Below are 16,684 nucleotides of genomic sequence, written 5' to 3'. Positions count from 1 at the left end.
CGGATCACTTCTTCGGGGCAGTTCACTTCTTCAGGAACAGCCAGGCCGGGGAGACCGTGCCGTAGATGGGGTGGATGGCCGCGCCGCCGACGTCCTTGCCGTGCACCTGGGTGGTGGCGGAGTTGAGGAAGGGGACGACCGGGACGTCCTTCATGACCGTCTTCTCCAGGGCGACGAGCGCCTTGGTCTTCTCCTCGATGCCGGGGAGGGTGCGCACCCGGTCGATCTCCTTGTCGACTTCCGGGTTCTGGTAGCGGAGGGAGTTCTCCAGGGCGTCGAGCTTCCCGTGGTAGCTCTCGGGGAGGAGCGTGGAGAGGGTCGGCCAGTTCACGGACGTCGTCTGGAGCCACAGGTCGTACGGGGCCGGTCCGCGGAAGACCTGGTCGGTGAAGGCGGCGTCGCTCATCGGCTTGGTGACCAGCGTGATCCCGGCCTTGCCGAACGCCTCGACGAGCACCTGGGCGACGCGGTCACCCACCGGGCTCGTCTCGTAGGCGTACGTCAGCGTGGTGACCTTCGTCTTCGCCTTGGCGAGGTGCTCCTTGGCCTTGGCGATGTCGCCCTGCGGCGCGACCGGGTAGTGGTCGTACGTCTCCCAGCCCGCGACGGCGGGCGAGGAGAGGGTGGTGGCGATCTCGCCGAGCCGGGGGCCGCCCATCACCTGGCGGGCCTGTTCGCGGGGGAAGAGGTAGTGGATGGCCTTGCGGACCTCGGGGTCGGTGACCCGGCTGTTCTTGATGGCCAGCGACGCGGTGTAGGCGCCCCGGCGGCCCTCGACCAGGAGTTCCTTCTTCTTCGGGTCGCGGTCGATGGCGCTGAAGAGCTCGGGGGCGGTGCCGTCGCGGTCGGTGGAGGCGGTGCGTGCGCCGTCGCCGTTGCCGGAGAGGATCTCCTGGCCGGAGTTGACGGCCTTCTTGCCGAAGCCGAACTCGTAGCCGTCGACGTACTGGTGGCGGATCGGGTCGGTCTCCGGCTTCCAGTGCGGGTTGCGCTCCAGGGTCAGCGACTGGTTCTTCTTGTGTTCGGTGATCTTGTACGGGCCCGAGGCGAAGGGCTTGATGTCGTAGCCGGACCCGGTGTCCTTGTCGGGGCGGACCGGCGAGGACGAGGACTGGGTGGCCATGAAGGACACGTCGGCCTGTGGCTGCGGGAAGCGGAAGACGATCGTCTTGTCGTCCGGGGTCTCGATGGCCTTGAGGTCGCCGTCCTTGGGGCCGCCGTAGACCTTGCGGGCCTCGGTGAGGTTGGTGGTGCCGGTGAGCCAGGTGGGCCAGTAGGAGGGGCCCGCCTCGAAGCCGGGGGCGAAGGTGCGCTGGATGCCGTACTTCACGTGCTTCGAGGTGATCGGCTGCCCGTCCTCCCAGGCCACGCCGTCCTTCAGGGTGAAGGTCCAGGTCTTCCCGCCGTCGGAGGACTTCCCGAGGTCGGTGGCGAGGTCGCCGACCAGCTTGGGCTTGCCGTCGACCACCTGGTACTGGGTGAGCTGACGGCCCCAAAGGAGCGAGGTGTTGTACGTCTCGCCGCTGTAGATCTTCTGCGGGTCGAGGTGCGCGTAGTCGTTGACGTTGAGGACCTTGAGGGTGCCGCCCTTGCGGGCGCCTGGGACCTCGGGGGCGGGGCCCGCGCTCTCCTTCGCCGTACCGATGATGGCGGCGAGCTTGGACTCCTTCTTCGCGGCGCCGTCGCTCTTCGCCTGCTGACCGGCGCCCGCTCCGGCCGAGCAGGAGCAGAGCAGCAGGGCGGCGACGGTGGCGGCGACCGGGACGGCTGCGGTGCGGACGCTGATTCTGGGCATGACGAACTCCGGTACTGGACAAGGGGGTTGAACTTCGGAAGGAGGGGGTCAGCGGGCGGTGCGCGGGTCGAGTGCGTCCCGTACCGCGTCGCCGAAGAGGTTGAAGGCGAGGACGAACACGAGGATCGCCACGCCGGGGAAGACCATGTAGGTCGGGTCGTCGTAGAAGACCTCGGCGCCGCGCGAGATCATCCGGCCCCAGTCGGGGACGGGTTCGCTGATGCCGACGCCGAGGAAGGACAGGGCGGCTTCGGCGGTGACGACGGCGGGCAGGGCGAGGCTGACGTGCACCAGGACGGGGGCCCAGACGTTGGGCAGCAGCTCGCGGAGGACGAGGTGCCGACGGCTGACGCCCAGCGCCCGGGCCGCCTCGACGAACTCCCGCTCGCGCAGCGACTTCACGGTCGTACGGAGCACGAGGGCGAGCGGCACCCACCCGAACGCGGCGAACACCAGGATGAGCACCGTGAACTGCATCCACACGGGCTCGTTCTCGCCGGGGTCCACGAACCGGGTCTGGATCACCGGGCCGAGAGCCAGCAGCAGGAGCAGCGTCGGAAAGGCGAGGAGTACGTCGCACAGGAAGGTGAAGGCGCGGTCGGCGAGCCCGCCGAGGTAGCCGACGGTCACACCGAGGACGATGCCGAGTACGGCGATGACAAGGGTGGAGGCCCCCGCGACGAGGAGCGACGTGCGCATCCCGTACAGGAGTTGGGCGAGCACGTCCCGCCCGAGCCCCGGTTCGAGACCGAACCAGAACTCCCCGGAGATGCCCCCGTTGGGCAGCATCGGCAGGCCCTCGGCGCTGAGCAGACCGGGAGTGTTCTGGCCGTAGTGCTCGGTGGGGTTCTTGCCGTACCAGGCGGTGAGGAGCGGCGCGAAGACGGCGAGCAGCACACACGCGCCGACCACACCGAGGGCGACCATGCCGGTGCGGTCGCGCCGGAAGGCACGAACGGCGGTGGCGAGCGGGCCACGGGGCGGTGGCGTGCGTGCTTCGGGCATGGGTGCCGTACTCCTGAAGTGCGGTGAAGGGCCCGCGGGTCGGGGTCTCCGTCGCGGGTCGGCAGCCATCACAACAAGCGGATTCCCGCCCGGCAAATCGGAAATGGGCGAGGTGCGCGGATTGCGAAGGGAGTGTTGCGGGGGTGCTTCACCGGGCCACGGCCCCGCAATCTTCCTGACACCCTTTACGACACAAACACGGGCAACACCCCCTGCGAGACGGCAGGTCCCGCGAAACGGTGAGACCTCCACCACAAACCCAGCACCAATCAAGCCCCTCCGGCGATTGAGGAGCGGGGGTCCGGGGGCAGCGCCCCCGGCAGTAACCCCAGCCACCCACCCACCCACCCGCCCGCACAGCACTGAGCCCCGGCCCACCACTCGGTGGACCGGGGCTCATCGCTCAGCCGAGCGAAGGATCAGCCGATCTCCGTACCCGTAGCGGCCAGAGCGGCCGGCACCGGCTGGAAGAAGGTCTCCCCGCCCGAGGAGCAGTCCCCACTCCCGCCCGACGTCAGCCCCAACGCGGTGTCGCCCGCGAAGAGCGCGCCGCCGCTGTCGCCGGGCTCGGCGCAGACCGTGGTCTGGATGAGCCCGTTGACGACCTGGCCGTTGCCGTAGTTCACGGTGGCGTCGAGGCCGGTGACCTCACCGTCGTGGAGCTGGGTGGTGGAGCCGCTGCGCTGCACCTTCTGGCCGACGGTCGCCTCGCCCGCCTTGGTGATGGCCTGGGTGCTGCCGTTGTAGAGGTTCACCTCGCTGGGGTGCGGGGTGTCGCCCGAGTACTTCACCAGGCCGTAGTCGCTGCCCGGGAACTTGGAGTCGACGGTGGTGCCGATCTCCGAGCCGCCCTGCTTGTCGGACCAGCTCTTGATGTCCGCGGTGCAGTGGCCGGCCGTCAGGAAGTGCGGCTCGCCGCCCTTGGTGACGTTGAAGCCCAGCGAGCAGCGGGCGCTCGCGCCGTAGATGGCGTCACCGCCCGCGACGAGGGGCTTGAACTCCCCCTTCGACTGCTTGAGCTGGGCCTTGCCGCCCAGCGCATTGACCGTCTGGGTGAGCTTGGCGAGGGCCGCGCCCTTGACCGTGCGGTCGGCCGTCACGACGATCTTGTTGCTGACCGGGTCGGTCGCCCAGGAGGTGCCCGGGATGGAGGCCTTGCCCTTGAGCGTGGCGCGGGCGGACTTCAGCTCGGCCAGGGTGTGCTGGACGATTCTGGCCTGGCCGCCGGCCGCGCGGACGGTCTCGGCCGCCGCCTCGTCGGTGACGTTGACGACGAGGGACTTCGCCTTCGCGTCGAAGTACGAACCGGCCGCGTCGGCGCCGAGCTGCTTGGCCAGGGACGAGGCGAGCTGAGTGGCACCCGTCGCGGACAGCGTCTTCAGGGCGGGCGCGGGGTCGCCGCCTTCGCTGGCGTTAGCGGTCTGGAAGGTGATGCCCGTGGCGACCAGAGCGACGACTGCGGCTCCGGCTGCGGCCGCGCGGCGCTTGGGTATGCGGCGGTGCTTCACAAGTGACCTCCTGTGGGGGGTCCGGGCCCGGAAATGTGGGGGTGGGCCCGGGTGAGGCCCCACTATTCCCAGCCCAAGCAGGAGCACACAAGGTCGACTTCAGGACGCGCACACGACAACTACCGCACGCCCTCTTTCCCTTGACATGCCCACTTCGCCCCCACGTGATTGCACGAGCGAACACCCAAGGCGACAATCCCCCACCCCAAAGTAAGGTCTACGCCTGTCCGATACTCACCCTCCGCCCCCCTGCGGACGCGCTGCCGCCGCCTCCGTCGGCCCGGTCCGCTCCGGCAGGCCGGCGGTCGCCGCCTCGGCCGCTGCCGCCGGCGGCACCTCCTCCGGCGACGTCTCCGTGCCCGCCCCGGCCGCCCCCGCCGGAGCCGTCTGAGCCACCGGAGCCGCCTGAGCCACCGGGGTTGCCGGAGCAGCCCTCTCCAGGAACCTCAACAGCTCCACCGGGAACGGCAGCACCAGCGTCGAGTTCTTCTCCGCCGCCACCGCCACCACCGTCTGCAGCAGCCTCAGCTGGAGCGCCGCGGGCTGCTCCGACATCACTTCCGCCGCCTCGGCCAGCTTCTTGGACGCCTGGAGCTCCGCGTCCGCGTTGATGATCCGGGCCCGCCGCTCCCGGTCGGCCTCCGCCTGGCGGGCCATCGAGCGCTTCATCGTCTCGGGCAGGGAGACGTCCTTGATCTCGACCCGGTCGATCTGCACGCCCCACCCGACCGCCGGGCTGTCGATCATCAGCTCCAGCCCCTGGTTGAGCTGTTCGCGGTTGGACAGCAGGTCGTCGAGGTTGCTCTTGCCGATGATCGAGCGCAGCGACGTCTGTGCCATCTGCGAGACCGCGAACCGGTAGTCCTCCACCCGGACCAGGGCCTCCGCCGCGTCCACGACCTTGAAGTAGATGACGGCGTCGACCCGTACGGTCACGTTGTCCCGGGTGATCCCGTCCTGCGCCGGCACGGGCAGCGTCACGATCTGCATGTTCACCTTGGCGAGCCGGTCCACGAGCGGCAGCACCATCGTGAACCCCGGCCCCCGCACCGAGTCCCTGAGCCTTCCGAGCCGGAACACCACCCCCCGCTCGTACTGCTTGACCACCCTGGCCGCCGCCATCACGTACACGACGCCGGCACCGGCAACCGCCGCGCCCGCAGCCAACAACTCCTCGACCATCACGGCCCCCTGGAGTCCCAGAACTCCCACTACCTCCGGACATGTCCCAAGAAGAAGGTAACCCCGCGGGGTGACGGTCAACAGGCCCCCGTCCGGAGGAGTCCGGAAGGGGGCCTGCCCGCTGCTGGCCGCAGTGCTGGGGGCCGGGCACGTACCCGGCCCGGGAACGGACCGGATCAGTAGATGCTGACCCCGTACGCGCTCAACGCCTCGGTGACGGGCTGGAAGAAGGTCGTTCCGCCGGTCCGGCAGTTGCCGCTGCCGCCCGAGGTGAGACCGATGGCGCGGCTGCCGGAGTACAGCGGGCCGCCGCTGTCACCGGGCTCGGCGCACACATTGGTGCGGATCATGCCGTAGACGATGTCGCCGTTGCCGTAGTTGACGGTGGCGTTCAGGCCGTTGACGGTGCCGCTGTGGGTGCCGGTCGTGGAGCCGCGCCGGGTGACGCTCATCCCGACGGTGGCGTTGGCGGCGCTGGTGATGTCGACGCTGCCGACGGTGCCCGGGTGGGCGATCGAGGTGTTGTCGTAGCGCAGGATGCCGTAGTCGTTGACCGGGAAGCTGGACCCGGTGGTGGGGCCGATCCGCGTCGTACGGGCGGAGTTGGTGAACCAGGCAGGGTTGCCGTCGGTGCAGTGTCCGGCGGTCAGCGCGTAGTACGTGGTGCCCTTGCGGACGTTGAAGCCGAGCGAGCAGCGCCAGCTGGGCGCGTAGATGGCGTCGCCGCCCGACAGAAGCTTGGAGAACTTGCCCGGGGTGCGCTCGACGCGCAGCCCGCGCGCCTGGTCGCCCGCCGCTGCCTTGATCCGCGCGATCTCGGCGCCGGAGACGGTGCTGTCAGCGGTGACGACGAGGGTCGAGGTGGCCTGGTCGACGTGCCAGGCGGTGCCCGCCACGTCCGCGCCGAGGACGGCGGCCTGGGCGGAGGCGAGCTGGCTGGCGCTCAACGCGGAGACGGTGGCGGCCGGTTGGGCCTGGGCGTTCGGTACGGCGAGAGCGGCGGTGGCGGCGAGTCCTGCCGCCACGGCCAAAAATCGGACACGTCTCGCCGTGCCGCTGCGGGGTGTGGTGGTGCGCTCGTTCCTCACTTGTCGTTCCTCCCGAGGGGAATCGGGGGCCCGGTGCGGAAATCAGGTCGGTCCCGGGGCCCGTGAGGCGCAGTCGGGTACGTACGGGCTGCCGCACGGTGTCGTCGGCCGCTCGCTGTGCTCCTGACAAGCGCTGTCTCGGGAGTATTCGGCGCGCCCAGGGCCCGCGCAAGGGCGCGTTTCAGCCTTGCGCGGGCGTACGGGAGCCCGGGGGTGCGGGCGGACGGGTGCGCGCATCCCGCCCGCAGCCCCCCCGGCCCGGCTACTTCTCCCGCTTGTTGAGCTCGCCCGCCGGGACCGCGAACGGCAGCGTGTTGCCGGGCGGCGGGAAGGGGCAGATGAAGTGGTCGGCGAAGGCGCACGGCGGCAGCAGCGCCCGGTTGAAGTCCACGCTCACCCTGCCGTCGGCGTCCGGTGCGGCGGGCCGCAGGAAGCGGAACCGGTAGCTCGTCTTCCCGCTGTCCGCGTCGGCGAAGACCGCCCACAGCGAACCGTCGTCCTCGACCGCGACGTGCAGCGAGTGCTCGGCGCCGTCGTGCGCGAAGACGACCGAACCGGCGAGACCGAGGCCGCGCGAGCGCCCGTCGGCGTTCTCGACCTGGATCGTCCGGCTCTCCCCGTACGGTACGAACCGGCCGGGCAGCACCCAGGCCGGGTCGTACGCGTTCGCCTCGATGCCGGCGAAGGCGCGCCGCGCCGGGGACTGCGGGTCGAAGTCGCGCACCGCCCACTGGCCCTCGCGGCTGAGCAGCACGAGCCGCCGCTCCCCCGCCGCGACCCGCGAGCCGGGGATCGGCCCCCGGTCGGCGCCGAGCCGCACCTCACCGGTGAACGGCTGCCCGTCGACGCTGATCCCGTCCGCCTCGGCGGCGGTCAGCACCACCTCGGCGCCGTCCTCCCGCCAGGTCCCCGGCACAACCTCGACGCGGCCTTCGGGGTGGTCGGCGAGCCAGTGGGTGCCGGAGAGGGAGAGCGGTCCGTACGGCGAGGACACCGTCTCCACGCGGCGGGCGTGCCACCGCTCCCAGTCGCCGCGCGGGTCAGTGCCACTGCTGTTGCTGCTGCTGGTCATGCGCCCCAGCCTTCCACACGGCCCCGGCAATCGGCCGAAACCGCCGGGCCCGGACTCAGCAGCTGCAGTCGCAGCACCCGCAGTCGCCGTTGCCGCAGTCGCACTTGTCGCAGCAGCCCTTGCGCTTCTTCCTCGACCAGGCGCCCTCGTACTCGCTCGCACAGCACACCTTGCAGGTGCAGCAGAGCCCGACCGCCACCGCGCACCCGGCCCAGAAGCCGCGCGGCTCCTTCTTCCCCGGCGGCGTCGGCTGCCCGCCCAGGAACCCGCCGCCACCGCCGCCACCCTGGCCGCCGCCACCGCCGCCTCCGCCGTACCCGCCGCCGCCCGGCGGCACGCCCTGTCCCGAACCGCCGCTGTACGGGTTGCCCGAACCGCCACCGCCGTACGGGTTGTGGGAAATGTAGGGCCCGCCCTGCCCCGGGTGGCCGGGCTGCTGCCCGCCCCCGGCCGGCGGCGGCGTCCCGTAGGAGGCCTGCACCCCGCCCTCGTGGTGGTGCCCGCAGCCGGTCGTGCCGAACACCCGGTTCACCGACTCCCGCAGCTCGTGCGCGAGCAGTACGTGCACCAACTTGTCGTCCACGAACTGTGCGTCCCGCAGTGCCAGGCGCACGCCGTGCACCGCGTCGTCGCACAGCCTGCGCGCCTCGGTGAGGGAGGTGCCGGTGGCGGTCAGCGGGTTCCAGGCGCCTGACGCGTCGTCAGCCGCCTGGTCCTCGACGGCGTCCAGCAGGTGCGCGAGGCGCCCGAAGAGCCTGCCCGCCTCGGCGAGCGGGGCCGCGTTGCCGGGCCTGCCCGCGAGTACGGCGGTGTGCGCGAAGGCGGCGGAGGTGGCGGTCTCGGTGGGTTCGGTCACGAAGAGCACCGGGGTGCCGATGCCCGCGAGGGCCTCGATGCCGCCCTGCCGGTCGACGGCGTCCACCAGTACCGAGGTGTCGAAGCCGAGCGAGGCACCGGTGCTGGCGCCGGCCCTGTCCCAGCTCCTGGCGATCCTGCGGGCGGCCAGGGCGACCGGGCGGCGGGCCAACAGCCCGTCCCGGTCGGCCACGTGGTCCCGTACCTTCGCCGAGGCCAGCACCAGCGAGACCGCGGCGGCGAGCCTGGCACCCTCGCCCTGTGCGACGGGCGCGGTACGCATCGCCCGCAGCGGACAGGGCCCCGCCGTGCGCCGCCAGTCCGTGGAGCGCTCGGACTGAGCCTCCGTCAGAACCGAGGCGATCAGGCCGTCGTAGTTGGTGACGATGCGTGAGAACTGGCCGTGGTCCTTGCGAAGTGCCAGGCACAGTCCGCAGAGATGGGCCATCCACTCCGTTTTGAGGCCCTCTCCCAGCCGGTGCGAGCAGGGTCTGACGATGCCGAACAATTGAGCCCCCCGTACTGCGATGCCTCGCTCACTGAACAGTCCGTCAGGCATCGTACAGACGGCGTATGTTCACCCGTCCGTCCCCCCGCTCACCCATCTGGCCCGTTGGTGCGATTTACACTCGCCCGGCGGCCTCCGCAACGAGAGAACCCGGGGAAATCGCCACAACTTCTGCACCAGTACCGTCACGAAACCCCTGCGCGCCGACTATCCACTTGGCGCGCAATCCGCATGATGGACGACCATAGGGGGAGCGGAACACAAGCAGACCGCGGTGAAAGGAGGCGTTCATGGGATCGGTGCGCAAGGCGAGTGCCTGGCTCGGACTCGTCGAGGACAACGACGACGACCGCTACTACGACGACGAGTACGCCGAGGGGAACAACGAGACACCCGAGCCCTGGGTCACGGACCCCCGGGTCCGTGTCGTCTCCGAGAAGGCCGAGGACACGGGCCGCCGCATCGCGACCGTCACCCCGGACGGCTTCCGCGACGCACGCGGCATCGGCGAGCTGTTCCGGGACGGTGTCCCGGTGATCGTGAACCTGACGGCCATGGAGCCCGGGGACGCCAAGCGCGTCGTCGACTTCGCGGCCGGCCTGACCTTCGGCCTGCGCGGCTCCATCGAGCGCGTGGCCACCCGGGTCTTCCTGCTGACCCCCGCCGACACGAGCATCGTGAACGGCGAGGCCGCCGGCCGTCAGACCGGCGGCTTCTTCAACCAGAGCTGAGCAGGGCGCTCACCGGCCCCCGGGCCGGGCCACTCGTCGCAGGACGGGAGGGGTTCTACCGGAACGCGTCGAGTCCGGTGAGCGCCTTGCCCAGCACCAGCTGGTGCATTTCCACGGTGCCCTCGTAGGTGAGCACCGACTCCAGATTGGTGGCGTGCCGCATCACGGGGTACTCCAGCGAGATGCCGTTGGCGCCGAGGATCGTCCGGCTGGTGCGGCAGATCTCGATCGCCTCGCGGACGTTGTTGAGCTTGCCGAAGCTGACCTGCTCGGGGCGCAGCTTCCCGGCGTCCATGCGCAGTCCGAGGTGGTGGGCGAGCAGGATGCCCTTGTGGAGTTCGACGGCCATGTCGGCCAGCTTGGCCTGGGTGAGCTGGAAGCCGCCGATGGGCTTCCCGAACTGTTCGCGCGTCTTCGCGTAGTCGACCGCCGCCTCGAAGCTGGCGCGCGCCGCTCCCATGGAGCCCCAGACGATCCCGTACCGCGCGTGGCTCAGGCAGCTCAGCGGCCCCTTCAGTCCCACCACGTCCGGGAGTACGGCGTCGGCGGGCAGCCGCACCTCGTCCATGACCAGTTCGCTGGTGACCGAGGCGCGCAGCGACCACTTGTGGTGGATCTCCGGGGCGGAGAACCCGGGGGCGTCGGTGGGGACGACGAAGCCCCGGATGCCCTCGTCGGTCTGGGCCCAGACGACGGCGACCCCGGCGACCGAGCCGTTGGTGATCCACATCTTGCGGCCGGTGAGCACCCAGTCGGTGCCGTCCTTCTTGGCGTGCGTACGCATTCCGGCCGGGTCCGAGCCGTGGTCGGGCTCGGTGAGGCCGAAGCAGCCGATGATCTCGCCCGCGGCCATGCCCGGCAGCCAGCGCTGCTTCTGCTCCTCGGAGCCGAAGCGGTGGATCGCGTACATGGCGAGCGAGCCCTGTACGGAGACCAGGGAGCGGATGCCGGAGTCGGCGGCCTCCAGCTCCAGGCAGGCCAGGCCGTACTGGACGGCGGTGGCGCCCGCGCAGCCGTAGCCGGTCAGGGACATGCCGAGCGCGCCGATGGAGCCGAGTTCGCGGGCCAGTTCGCGGATGCCGGGCAGTTCGCCGCGCTCGTACCAGTCGGCGATGTGCGGCAGGACGCGGTCGGCGGCCCAGTCGCGGACGGTGTCGCGGATCGCGAGGTCCTCGGGGCCGAGCAGGTCGTCGATACCGAGCGGGTCGGCGGGGTCGAACGGCGGTAGCTTCGCGGGACGTGCGGACATGCGGGCCCTCCGGCGGCTCTCGGAATGACGGCTCGGGATGTGGTGCTCCGCCTTAACTAGCAGTGGTAGTTAAGGCTCCCGGCCGACGTTACGGGCCGCCGACCCGTCAGTCCAGGCCCGCCGTCGCCTCGGCGGGCTCGCGCCGCGCGGGCGGGAGCTTGCCGAGGTCCGCCTTCTTCCCGGCGTCGTCCCCGTCCTTCTTCACGTCGTCGCCGTCCTGCTTCACGTCGCCGTCGTCGCCGCCGTCCGCGTCCCCCGCCGCCACCGGGTCCATGCTCTTCGGCAGCCTGAGCGCGGCGACGGCGCCGATCAGCAGCAGTCCGGCACTGGTCAGCAGTGTCACGTGCAATCCGTGCACGAAGGCGACGCGGGCGGCCGAGCGCAGGGCCGCGCCCGCCGCTCCGCCGAGCTCCTTGGCGACCTCGTAGGCCTCGCCGAGCGAGTTGGCGGCCTCGGCGCTGTGCTTCTTGGCGACGCCCTCGATGTTCTTCAGACCGGGGCCGTACGCGGCGTTCATCACGCTGCCGAGCAGCGCGATGCCCATGCCCGCGCCGAGCTGGTACGCGGTCTCGCCGATCGCCGCCGCGCCGCCGGCCGCGTCCGCCGGGGCCTCGCTGAGCATCGACTCGTAACTGCCGAAGAGGGTGGCCTGGAGGCCGAAGCCGAGCAGGACGAAGCCGAAGGCGAGCAGCCCGGGGTTGTCCTCCTGGCCCATCATCGTCAGCAGCGTGACGGAGGCCGCGGTCAGCGTGAAGCCGAAGGCGACCATGGCGCGCGGGCCGACCCGTTGCAGCACGTACGAACCGAGCGCGCCCGCCACCATCGCGGCGAAGGTCAGCGGCAGCAGCCGCATGCCGGTTTCCAGCGGGCTGAGGTCGAGCACCAGCTGGAGGTACTGCACCGCGATCAGCTCTAGGCCGACCAGCGCGAGCATGCCCAGCACGATGCAGCCCACCGAAGTGGTGAAGGCGACCCGGGAGAACAGCTTCATGTCGATCAGCGGATGCTCCCTGCGCCGCTGTCTGCGCACGAAGAACACCAGCAGGACCGCGCCCGCCAGCAGCGGCCCCAGCGTGAGGGCGGAGAGGGTGGGGTCGCCGCTGCCCGCGCGCTTGACCCCGTACACGACGCCCAGGACACCGGCGGAGGCCATCAGCGCGCCGACGACGTCCCACGGGCCCTGGCCGTTGCCGCGCGATTCGGGCAGCAGCAGACGGCCGAGCGGGAGGATCACGATCATCAGCGGGATGTTGATCAGGAAGACCGAGCCCCACCAGTAGTGCTCGACCAGGAAGCCGCCGACCACGGGCCCGGCGGCGGCGCCGATGCCGGTGACCGCCGACCAGATGCCGATCGCCATCGAGCGCTCGCGCCGGTCGGGGAAGACCGCACGGAGGATCGAGAGCGTCGCGGGCATGATCATCGCGCCGCCGATGCCGAGCAGGGCGCGGGCGGCGATCAGGAGCTGCGGGGTGTCGGCGAGCGCGGCCATCGCGGAGGCGATGCCGAACAGCGCGTAACCGAGCAGCAGGATCCGGCGGCGGCCGACCCGGTCACCGAGCGTGCCGAAGAGGATCAGCAGCGACGCACAGATGAGGGGGTACGAGTCGACGATCCAGAGCAGCTCCACGGAGCCGGGACGCAGGTCCTCGGTGACCGAGGGCACCGCGATGTGCAGGATCGTCGAGTCGAGGGCGACCAGGGTGAGGCTGGCGCAGAGCAGCGCCAGGACGACCCATCGGTTCGCTCCGCGACCCGACAGGAGCCGTCGCCAAGGACCTCCCGCAGTCGACTCAGTGCCGGCCGTGGCTGTCCCTGCCATGTACGTAACCTCCCAGTGAAACGCTCGCGCTCGGCAGGCCCTCGGACACGTACGCGTTTGATACGTCCTGGTGGGCCCGGCATCGACGGGCGAGTGAGCCGTCAGCGTACGCGAGTTCACCCCCGGGGTGCGTGGCCCATCTCTCACCGATTACCCCGTGCCGGTGTGGCGTGCACCACGCTTCACCACGCTCGGCGTGGCGTGCGCGGTTCCACCGCGGTTCCACGGGGTGACCGGCCGGTCACCGGGGGCGGCCGGACGGGGCGGGCGGGCCGGTCGCCGCGGGCAGGTTGCGGAGAGAACAATTCCGCCCTTCGACCCGGTCAATGAAATGCGGCGGGAATCAAGATGAGTTGCGGGCGTTGATCGCATTGAATAGGGCACCGGGTCCCCGGCATTTCCCAAACAGCCGGGAATAAACAGCGTGATGAGACACACTCCACATCACATGGTCATCACAAAGAGCCGGGACCGGTCGGGCCCGTCACTCACTCGCGGTAATGTCGATTGGGTGCGTATCGACCAACTCTTTGCCCGGCTGGACCGGGAACCGGAGCCGCCGAAGATAGAGATCCCCGGCATGAGCTGGACCCGCAAGGCTCTCTTCGGCTCGACGATGGCGTTCTACATCGCCATCGTCTGGGCCGTGCTGGTCTCGTCCTGGCTCGTCCTGCTCGACTGGAAGGTGATGCTCTTCCGGCCGTACGAGCAGTGGCCGGAGCTGCATGCCTTCCTCGACTACTTCGTGGTCCTCGGGCAGCGCGGTCCGACGGCGGTGATGGTCGCCGCCTGGCTGGGCTGGCGCTCCTGGCGGCAGCACACGCTGCGCCCGCTGCTCGCCCTGGCCGCCGCCCTGCTGCTGCTGAACGTGACGGTGGGCGCGGTGAAGATCGGCCTCGGCCGTCTCGGCCCGCACTACGCGACGCAGATAGGGTCCGCCGAGCTGTACGCGGGCGGCGATATATTCCCTTCAGGACACACCGCCAATGCCGTCGTGACCTGGGGAATCCTCGCCTATCTGGCGACCACGCCGAGGGCCAGACGCTGGCTTTCGGTGCTCTCCGCGGTCGTCGCTCTCGGTGTCGGCGCCACCACGGTCTACCTGGGTACGCACTGGCTGAGCGACGTACTGCTCGGCTGGGCCGCCGGTCTGCTGATCCTGCTGGCCCTGCCCTGGTTCGAGCCGTTGATCGCCCGTGCGGAGGCCTTCGTCTTCGCGGTGCGCGAGCGCTGGCGTGCCCGCGGGGCGTACGTTCCGGTCGCGCGCGGCGCCTCCAAGGCCGGCGTTCCGGCAGGTGCGAAGACGGTCATTCCCTCGATACGGGCCGGCGTGGCGGAGCCCGCGGGCGCTCGCGAGACGGTGGGCGCGGGCAGCGGCGGACGCTATGCGAGCAGCCGTTCCGGCGCACATCAGACGGCGTCCCTGCAGACTCAGTCGCAGGTCCAGACCCGTCCGCACCCGGTGCGCTCGGAGCGCGCCCCGGTCACTCCCGCGGGCAGCAGGCGGCCGCCCCAGACACGCGGCGGCGGCGCACACGCCCCGCAGGCGGCGCGCTGACCCCAGCCCCGTACCCCGCACCACATCCGATACGCACGACGAGGGCCCCGGACCGCTGTGAGCGGTGCGGGGCCCTCGTCATGGGCGGGTTGCCCTCGTCGTGGGCGGGTTTGCCGTCGTCGTGGGCGGGCCGGTCAGCCGACCCAGCAGCGGGTCACGATGTCGTCCTTGACCTCGAAGTTGAGCCGTCCCTGGAGGAATTCCATGGTGATGACGGTGCCCGGCGCCAGGGCCCTGACGGTGCGCCAGCCGCGTGCGGAGGCGGTCCGTTCGGCCTCGGCCGAGGCCAGGCCGACATAGCTGTCGGGGTTGTCGTCGGGCTGGACGGGGGGTGTGGGTAGAGGTGCCATGGGAGCCACCGTAGACGCCAGATACCTTCCCGGTCACGCTTGTGTCACAAGATCACGACAAGAGTTTGCGGATGCCCCTTTCACCCGATGGGGCAGTTCCTTTGCTCGCAAAGACCGTTTCCCGTACGGCATTTATCAAAATTCCCGGGCGACTCGAATTCATTTCGACTTTTCCGCACAGGCTTCGCACACTTGCCTCGCCGCAACGCGGAATCCACCTCGCCCACCGCATCCGGAATTCTTGATTCCACCCCAACTCGGCACACTCGGCGCGTGTGTAGCACATCTCGCACGCGCATCCGGTTCCGTACGCCCCCTGTCGGATCCGGGCGACTCGCGCGCATCATGTGTCAGTTGGCCCGGGGCGCGTACAGCGAGGGGGCACGATGGGCACGGAGACCGTCGAGACGGCTGCCGCGGAACCCGCGCGGGTGCAGCGGCCCGGCCGGGTGGTGGTGGACTGGCTGACCACCACGGACCACAAGAAGATCGGGCACCTCTACCTGATCACGTCGTTCGGGTTCTTCCTGATCGCCGGACTGATGGCACTGATGATGCGGGCCGAGCTGGCCAGGCCGGGTCTGCAGCTGATGACCAACAACGAGTTCAACCAGGCGTTCACGATGCACGGCACGATCATGCTGCTGCTGTTCGCGACGCCGACCTTCGCCGGGTTCGCCAACGAGATCATGCCGTTGCAGATCGGTTCGCCCGACGTGGCGTTCCCCCGGCTGAACATGCTCTCGTACTGGCTGTTCCTCTTCGGCGGGCTGATCGTGCTCGGCTCGCTGATCGTGCCGGGCGGCCCTGCCGGCTTCGGCTGGTTCGCGTACGCGCCGCTGAACAGCATGGTCCGCTCCCCCGGCATCGGCGCCGACCTCTGGATCATGGGGCTCGCGCTGTCCGGCTTCGGCACGATCCTCGGTGCGGTGAACTTCCTGACGACCATCATCGGGATGCGCGCACCCGGTATGACCATGTTCCGGATGCCCATCTTCACCTGGAACGTGCTGTTCACGTCGATCCTGGTGCTGGTCGCGTTCCCGGTGCTGGCGGCGGCGCTGCTGGTCCTGGAGGCGGACCGGCGGTTCGGGTCGATGGTGTTCGAGGCGCAGTGGGGAGGCGCGCTGCTGTGGCAGCACCTCTTCTGGTTCTTCGGGCATCCGGAGGTCTACATCATCGCGTTGCCGTTCTTCGGCATCGTCACCGAGATCATCCCGGTCTTCTCGCGGAAGCCGATCTTCGGTTACGTGATGCTGATCGGCGCCACCATGGCCATCACGGGTCTGTCGCTGGTGGTGTGGGCGCACCACATGTTCGTGACGGGGGCGGTGCTGCTGCCGTTCTTCTCGTTCATGTCGTTCCTGATCGCGGTGCCGACCGGGGTGAAGTTCTTCAACTGGACGGGCACGATGCTCAAGGGCTCACTGTCCTTCGAGACGCCGATGCTGTGGTCGGTGGGGTTCCTGGTGAGCTTCCTGTTCGGCGGGCTCACCGGGGTGATCCTGGCGTCGCCGCCGATGGACTTCCACGTCTCCGACTCGTACTTCGTGGTGGCGCACTTCCACTACGTGGTGTTCGGGACGGTGGTGTTCGCGACGTTCGCGGGGTTCTTCTACTGGTGGCCGAAGTTCACCGGCAAGATGCTCGACGAGCGGCTGGGGAAGATCCAGTTCTGGACGCTCTTCGTGGGCTTCCACTGCACGTTCCTGGTGCAGCACTGGCTGGGCGTGGAGGGGATGCCGCGCCGGGTCGCCGACTATCTGGCCGCCGACGGCTTCACCGTACTGAACATGATCTCGTCGGCCGGGGCGTTCCTGCTCGGTCTCTCCACGCTGCCGTTCTTCTACAACGTCTGGAAGACCGCGAAGTACGGCAGGAAGGTCGACATGGACGACCCCTGGGGGTACGGGCGTTCGCTGGAGTGGGCGACGTCCTGTCCGCCGCCCCGGCACAACTTC

General features: G+C 70.0%; 12 protein-coding genes and 1 pseudogene. 3 read left to right on the top strand and 10 right to left on the bottom strand.

Annotated features, from left to right (window positions below; genetic code table 11):
* Positions 1–22: 22 nt before the first annotated feature.
* The 7 genes from ACZ5PB_RS36050 to ACZ5PB_RS36020 all read right to left on the bottom strand — a co-directional run bounded on the left by ACZ5PB_RS36050 (position 23) and on the right by ACZ5PB_RS36020 (position 9,013).
* Positions 23–1,795: an ABC transporter substrate-binding protein gene (locus ACZ5PB_RS36050; RefSeq protein ID WP_468697156.1), complete on the bottom strand. Its 1,773-nt coding sequence runs from the start codon at positions 1,793–1,795 to the stop codon at positions 23–25.
* Positions 1,796–1,843: 48 nt separating this feature from the next.
* Positions 1,844–2,800 carry an ABC transporter permease gene (locus ACZ5PB_RS36045; RefSeq protein WP_468697154.1) on the bottom strand — a complete coding sequence of 319 codons (957 nt, stop codon included), beginning with the start codon at positions 2,798–2,800 and terminating at the stop codon, positions 1,844–1,846.
* A 419-nt stretch (positions 2,801–3,219) separates the two neighbouring features.
* Positions 3,220–4,308, bottom strand: coding sequence for a S1 family peptidase (locus ACZ5PB_RS36040; RefSeq protein WP_468697152.1), 1,089 nt, complete (start codon positions 4,306–4,308; stop codon positions 3,220–3,222).
* A 234-nt stretch (positions 4,309–4,542) separates the two neighbouring features.
* Positions 4,543–5,490: a slipin family protein gene (locus ACZ5PB_RS36035; protein WP_468697239.1), complete on the bottom strand. Its 948-nt coding sequence runs from the start codon at positions 5,488–5,490 to the stop codon at positions 4,543–4,545.
* Positions 5,491–5,666: 176 nt separating this feature from the next.
* Positions 5,667–6,578 (bottom strand): S1 family peptidase, encoded by a 912-nt coding sequence (locus tag ACZ5PB_RS36030; RefSeq protein WP_468697150.1) that lies wholly within the window; start codon positions 6,576–6,578, stop codon positions 5,667–5,669.
* Between the two features lie 262 nt (positions 6,579–6,840).
* A complete protein-coding gene (locus ACZ5PB_RS36025) occupies positions 6,841–7,650 on the bottom strand; it encodes a DUF1684 domain-containing protein (RefSeq protein WP_468697149.1) in 810 nt (269 codons plus the stop codon).
* A gap of 55 nt (positions 7,651–7,705) precedes the next feature.
* Positions 7,706–9,013: a DUF5685 family protein gene (locus ACZ5PB_RS36020; RefSeq protein ID WP_468697147.1), complete on the bottom strand. Its 1,308-nt coding sequence runs from the start codon at positions 9,011–9,013 to the stop codon at positions 7,706–7,708.
* 290 nt (positions 9,014–9,303) lie between these two features.
* Between ACZ5PB_RS36020 and ACZ5PB_RS36015 the strand changes: the two genes are divergently transcribed.
* Positions 9,304–9,744: a cell division protein SepF gene (locus ACZ5PB_RS36015; RefSeq protein ID WP_468697144.1), complete on the top strand. Its 441-nt coding sequence runs from the start codon at positions 9,304–9,306 to the stop codon at positions 9,742–9,744.
* 55 nt (positions 9,745–9,799) lie between these two features.
* Here ACZ5PB_RS36015 and ACZ5PB_RS36010 read toward each other — a convergent pair whose 3' ends face one another.
* Positions 9,800–10,993: an acyl-CoA dehydrogenase family protein gene (locus tag ACZ5PB_RS36010; RefSeq protein ID WP_468697143.1), complete on the bottom strand. Its 1,194-nt coding sequence runs from the start codon at positions 10,991–10,993 to the stop codon at positions 9,800–9,802.
* A gap of 106 nt (positions 10,994–11,099) precedes the next feature.
* Positions 11,100–12,815 carry an MFS transporter gene (locus tag ACZ5PB_RS36005; RefSeq protein WP_468697142.1) on the bottom strand — a complete coding sequence of 572 codons (1,716 nt, stop codon included), beginning with the start codon at positions 12,813–12,815 and terminating at the stop codon, positions 11,100–11,102.
* A gap of 511 nt (positions 12,816–13,326) precedes the next feature.
* On the opposite strand from ACZ5PB_RS36005, the gene ACZ5PB_RS36000 reads away from it, so the two are divergent.
* Complete coding sequence (locus tag ACZ5PB_RS36000; protein WP_468697140.1) at positions 13,327–14,373, top strand: phosphatase PAP2 family protein; 1,047 nt, start codon at positions 13,327–13,329, stop codon at positions 14,371–14,373.
* Positions 14,374–14,507: 134 nt separating this feature from the next.
* Here ACZ5PB_RS36000 and ACZ5PB_RS35995 read toward each other — a convergent pair whose 3' ends face one another.
* The gene (locus ACZ5PB_RS35995) at positions 14,508–14,723 is read right to left on the bottom strand and encodes an I78 family peptidase inhibitor (protein WP_468697138.1); all 216 of its coding nucleotides are present in this window, start codon (positions 14,721–14,723) and stop codon (positions 14,508–14,510) included.
* A gap of 386 nt (positions 14,724–15,109) precedes the next feature.
* Here ACZ5PB_RS35995 and ctaD point away from each other — a divergent pair.
* A pseudogene (ctaD, locus tag ACZ5PB_RS35990) lies at positions 15,110–16,684 on the top strand (aa3-type cytochrome oxidase subunit I); the annotation flags it as partial.

Source organism: Streptomyces sp. NPDC032721 (assembly GCF_055579625.1).
The sequence above is the reverse complement of the archived record's forward strand: the minus strand, read 5'-3'. Positions and strand labels throughout refer to the sequence as shown.

Bases quoted from the DNA above. Each gene is read 5' to 3' on its own strand.
- ACZ5PB_RS36050 (WP_468697156.1), bottom strand. From the start codon at position 1,795: ATGCCCAGAATCAGCGTCCGCACCGCAGCCGTCCCGGTCGCCGCCACC.
- ACZ5PB_RS35995 (WP_468697138.1), bottom strand. From the start codon at position 14,723: ATGGCACCTCTACCCACACCCCCCGTCCAGCCCGACGACAACCCCGAC.
- ACZ5PB_RS36045 (WP_468697154.1), bottom strand. From the start codon at position 2,800: ATGCCCGAAGCACGCACGCCACCGCCCCGTGGCCCGCTCGCCACCGCC.
- ACZ5PB_RS36035 (WP_468697239.1), bottom strand. From the start codon at position 5,490: ATGGTCGAGGAGTTGTTGGCTGCGGGCGCGGCGGTTGCCGGTGCCGGC.
- ACZ5PB_RS36010 (WP_468697143.1), bottom strand. From the start codon at position 10,993: ATGTCCGCACGTCCCGCGAAGCTACCGCCGTTCGACCCCGCCGACCCG.
- ACZ5PB_RS36025 (WP_468697149.1), bottom strand. From the start codon at position 7,650: ATGACCAGCAGCAGCAACAGCAGTGGCACTGACCCGCGCGGCGACTGG.
- ACZ5PB_RS36005 (WP_468697142.1), bottom strand. From the start codon at position 12,815: ATGGCAGGGACAGCCACGGCCGGCACTGAGTCGACTGCGGGAGGTCCT.
- ACZ5PB_RS36015 (WP_468697144.1), top strand. From the start codon at position 9,304: ATGGGATCGGTGCGCAAGGCGAGTGCCTGGCTCGGACTCGTCGAGGAC.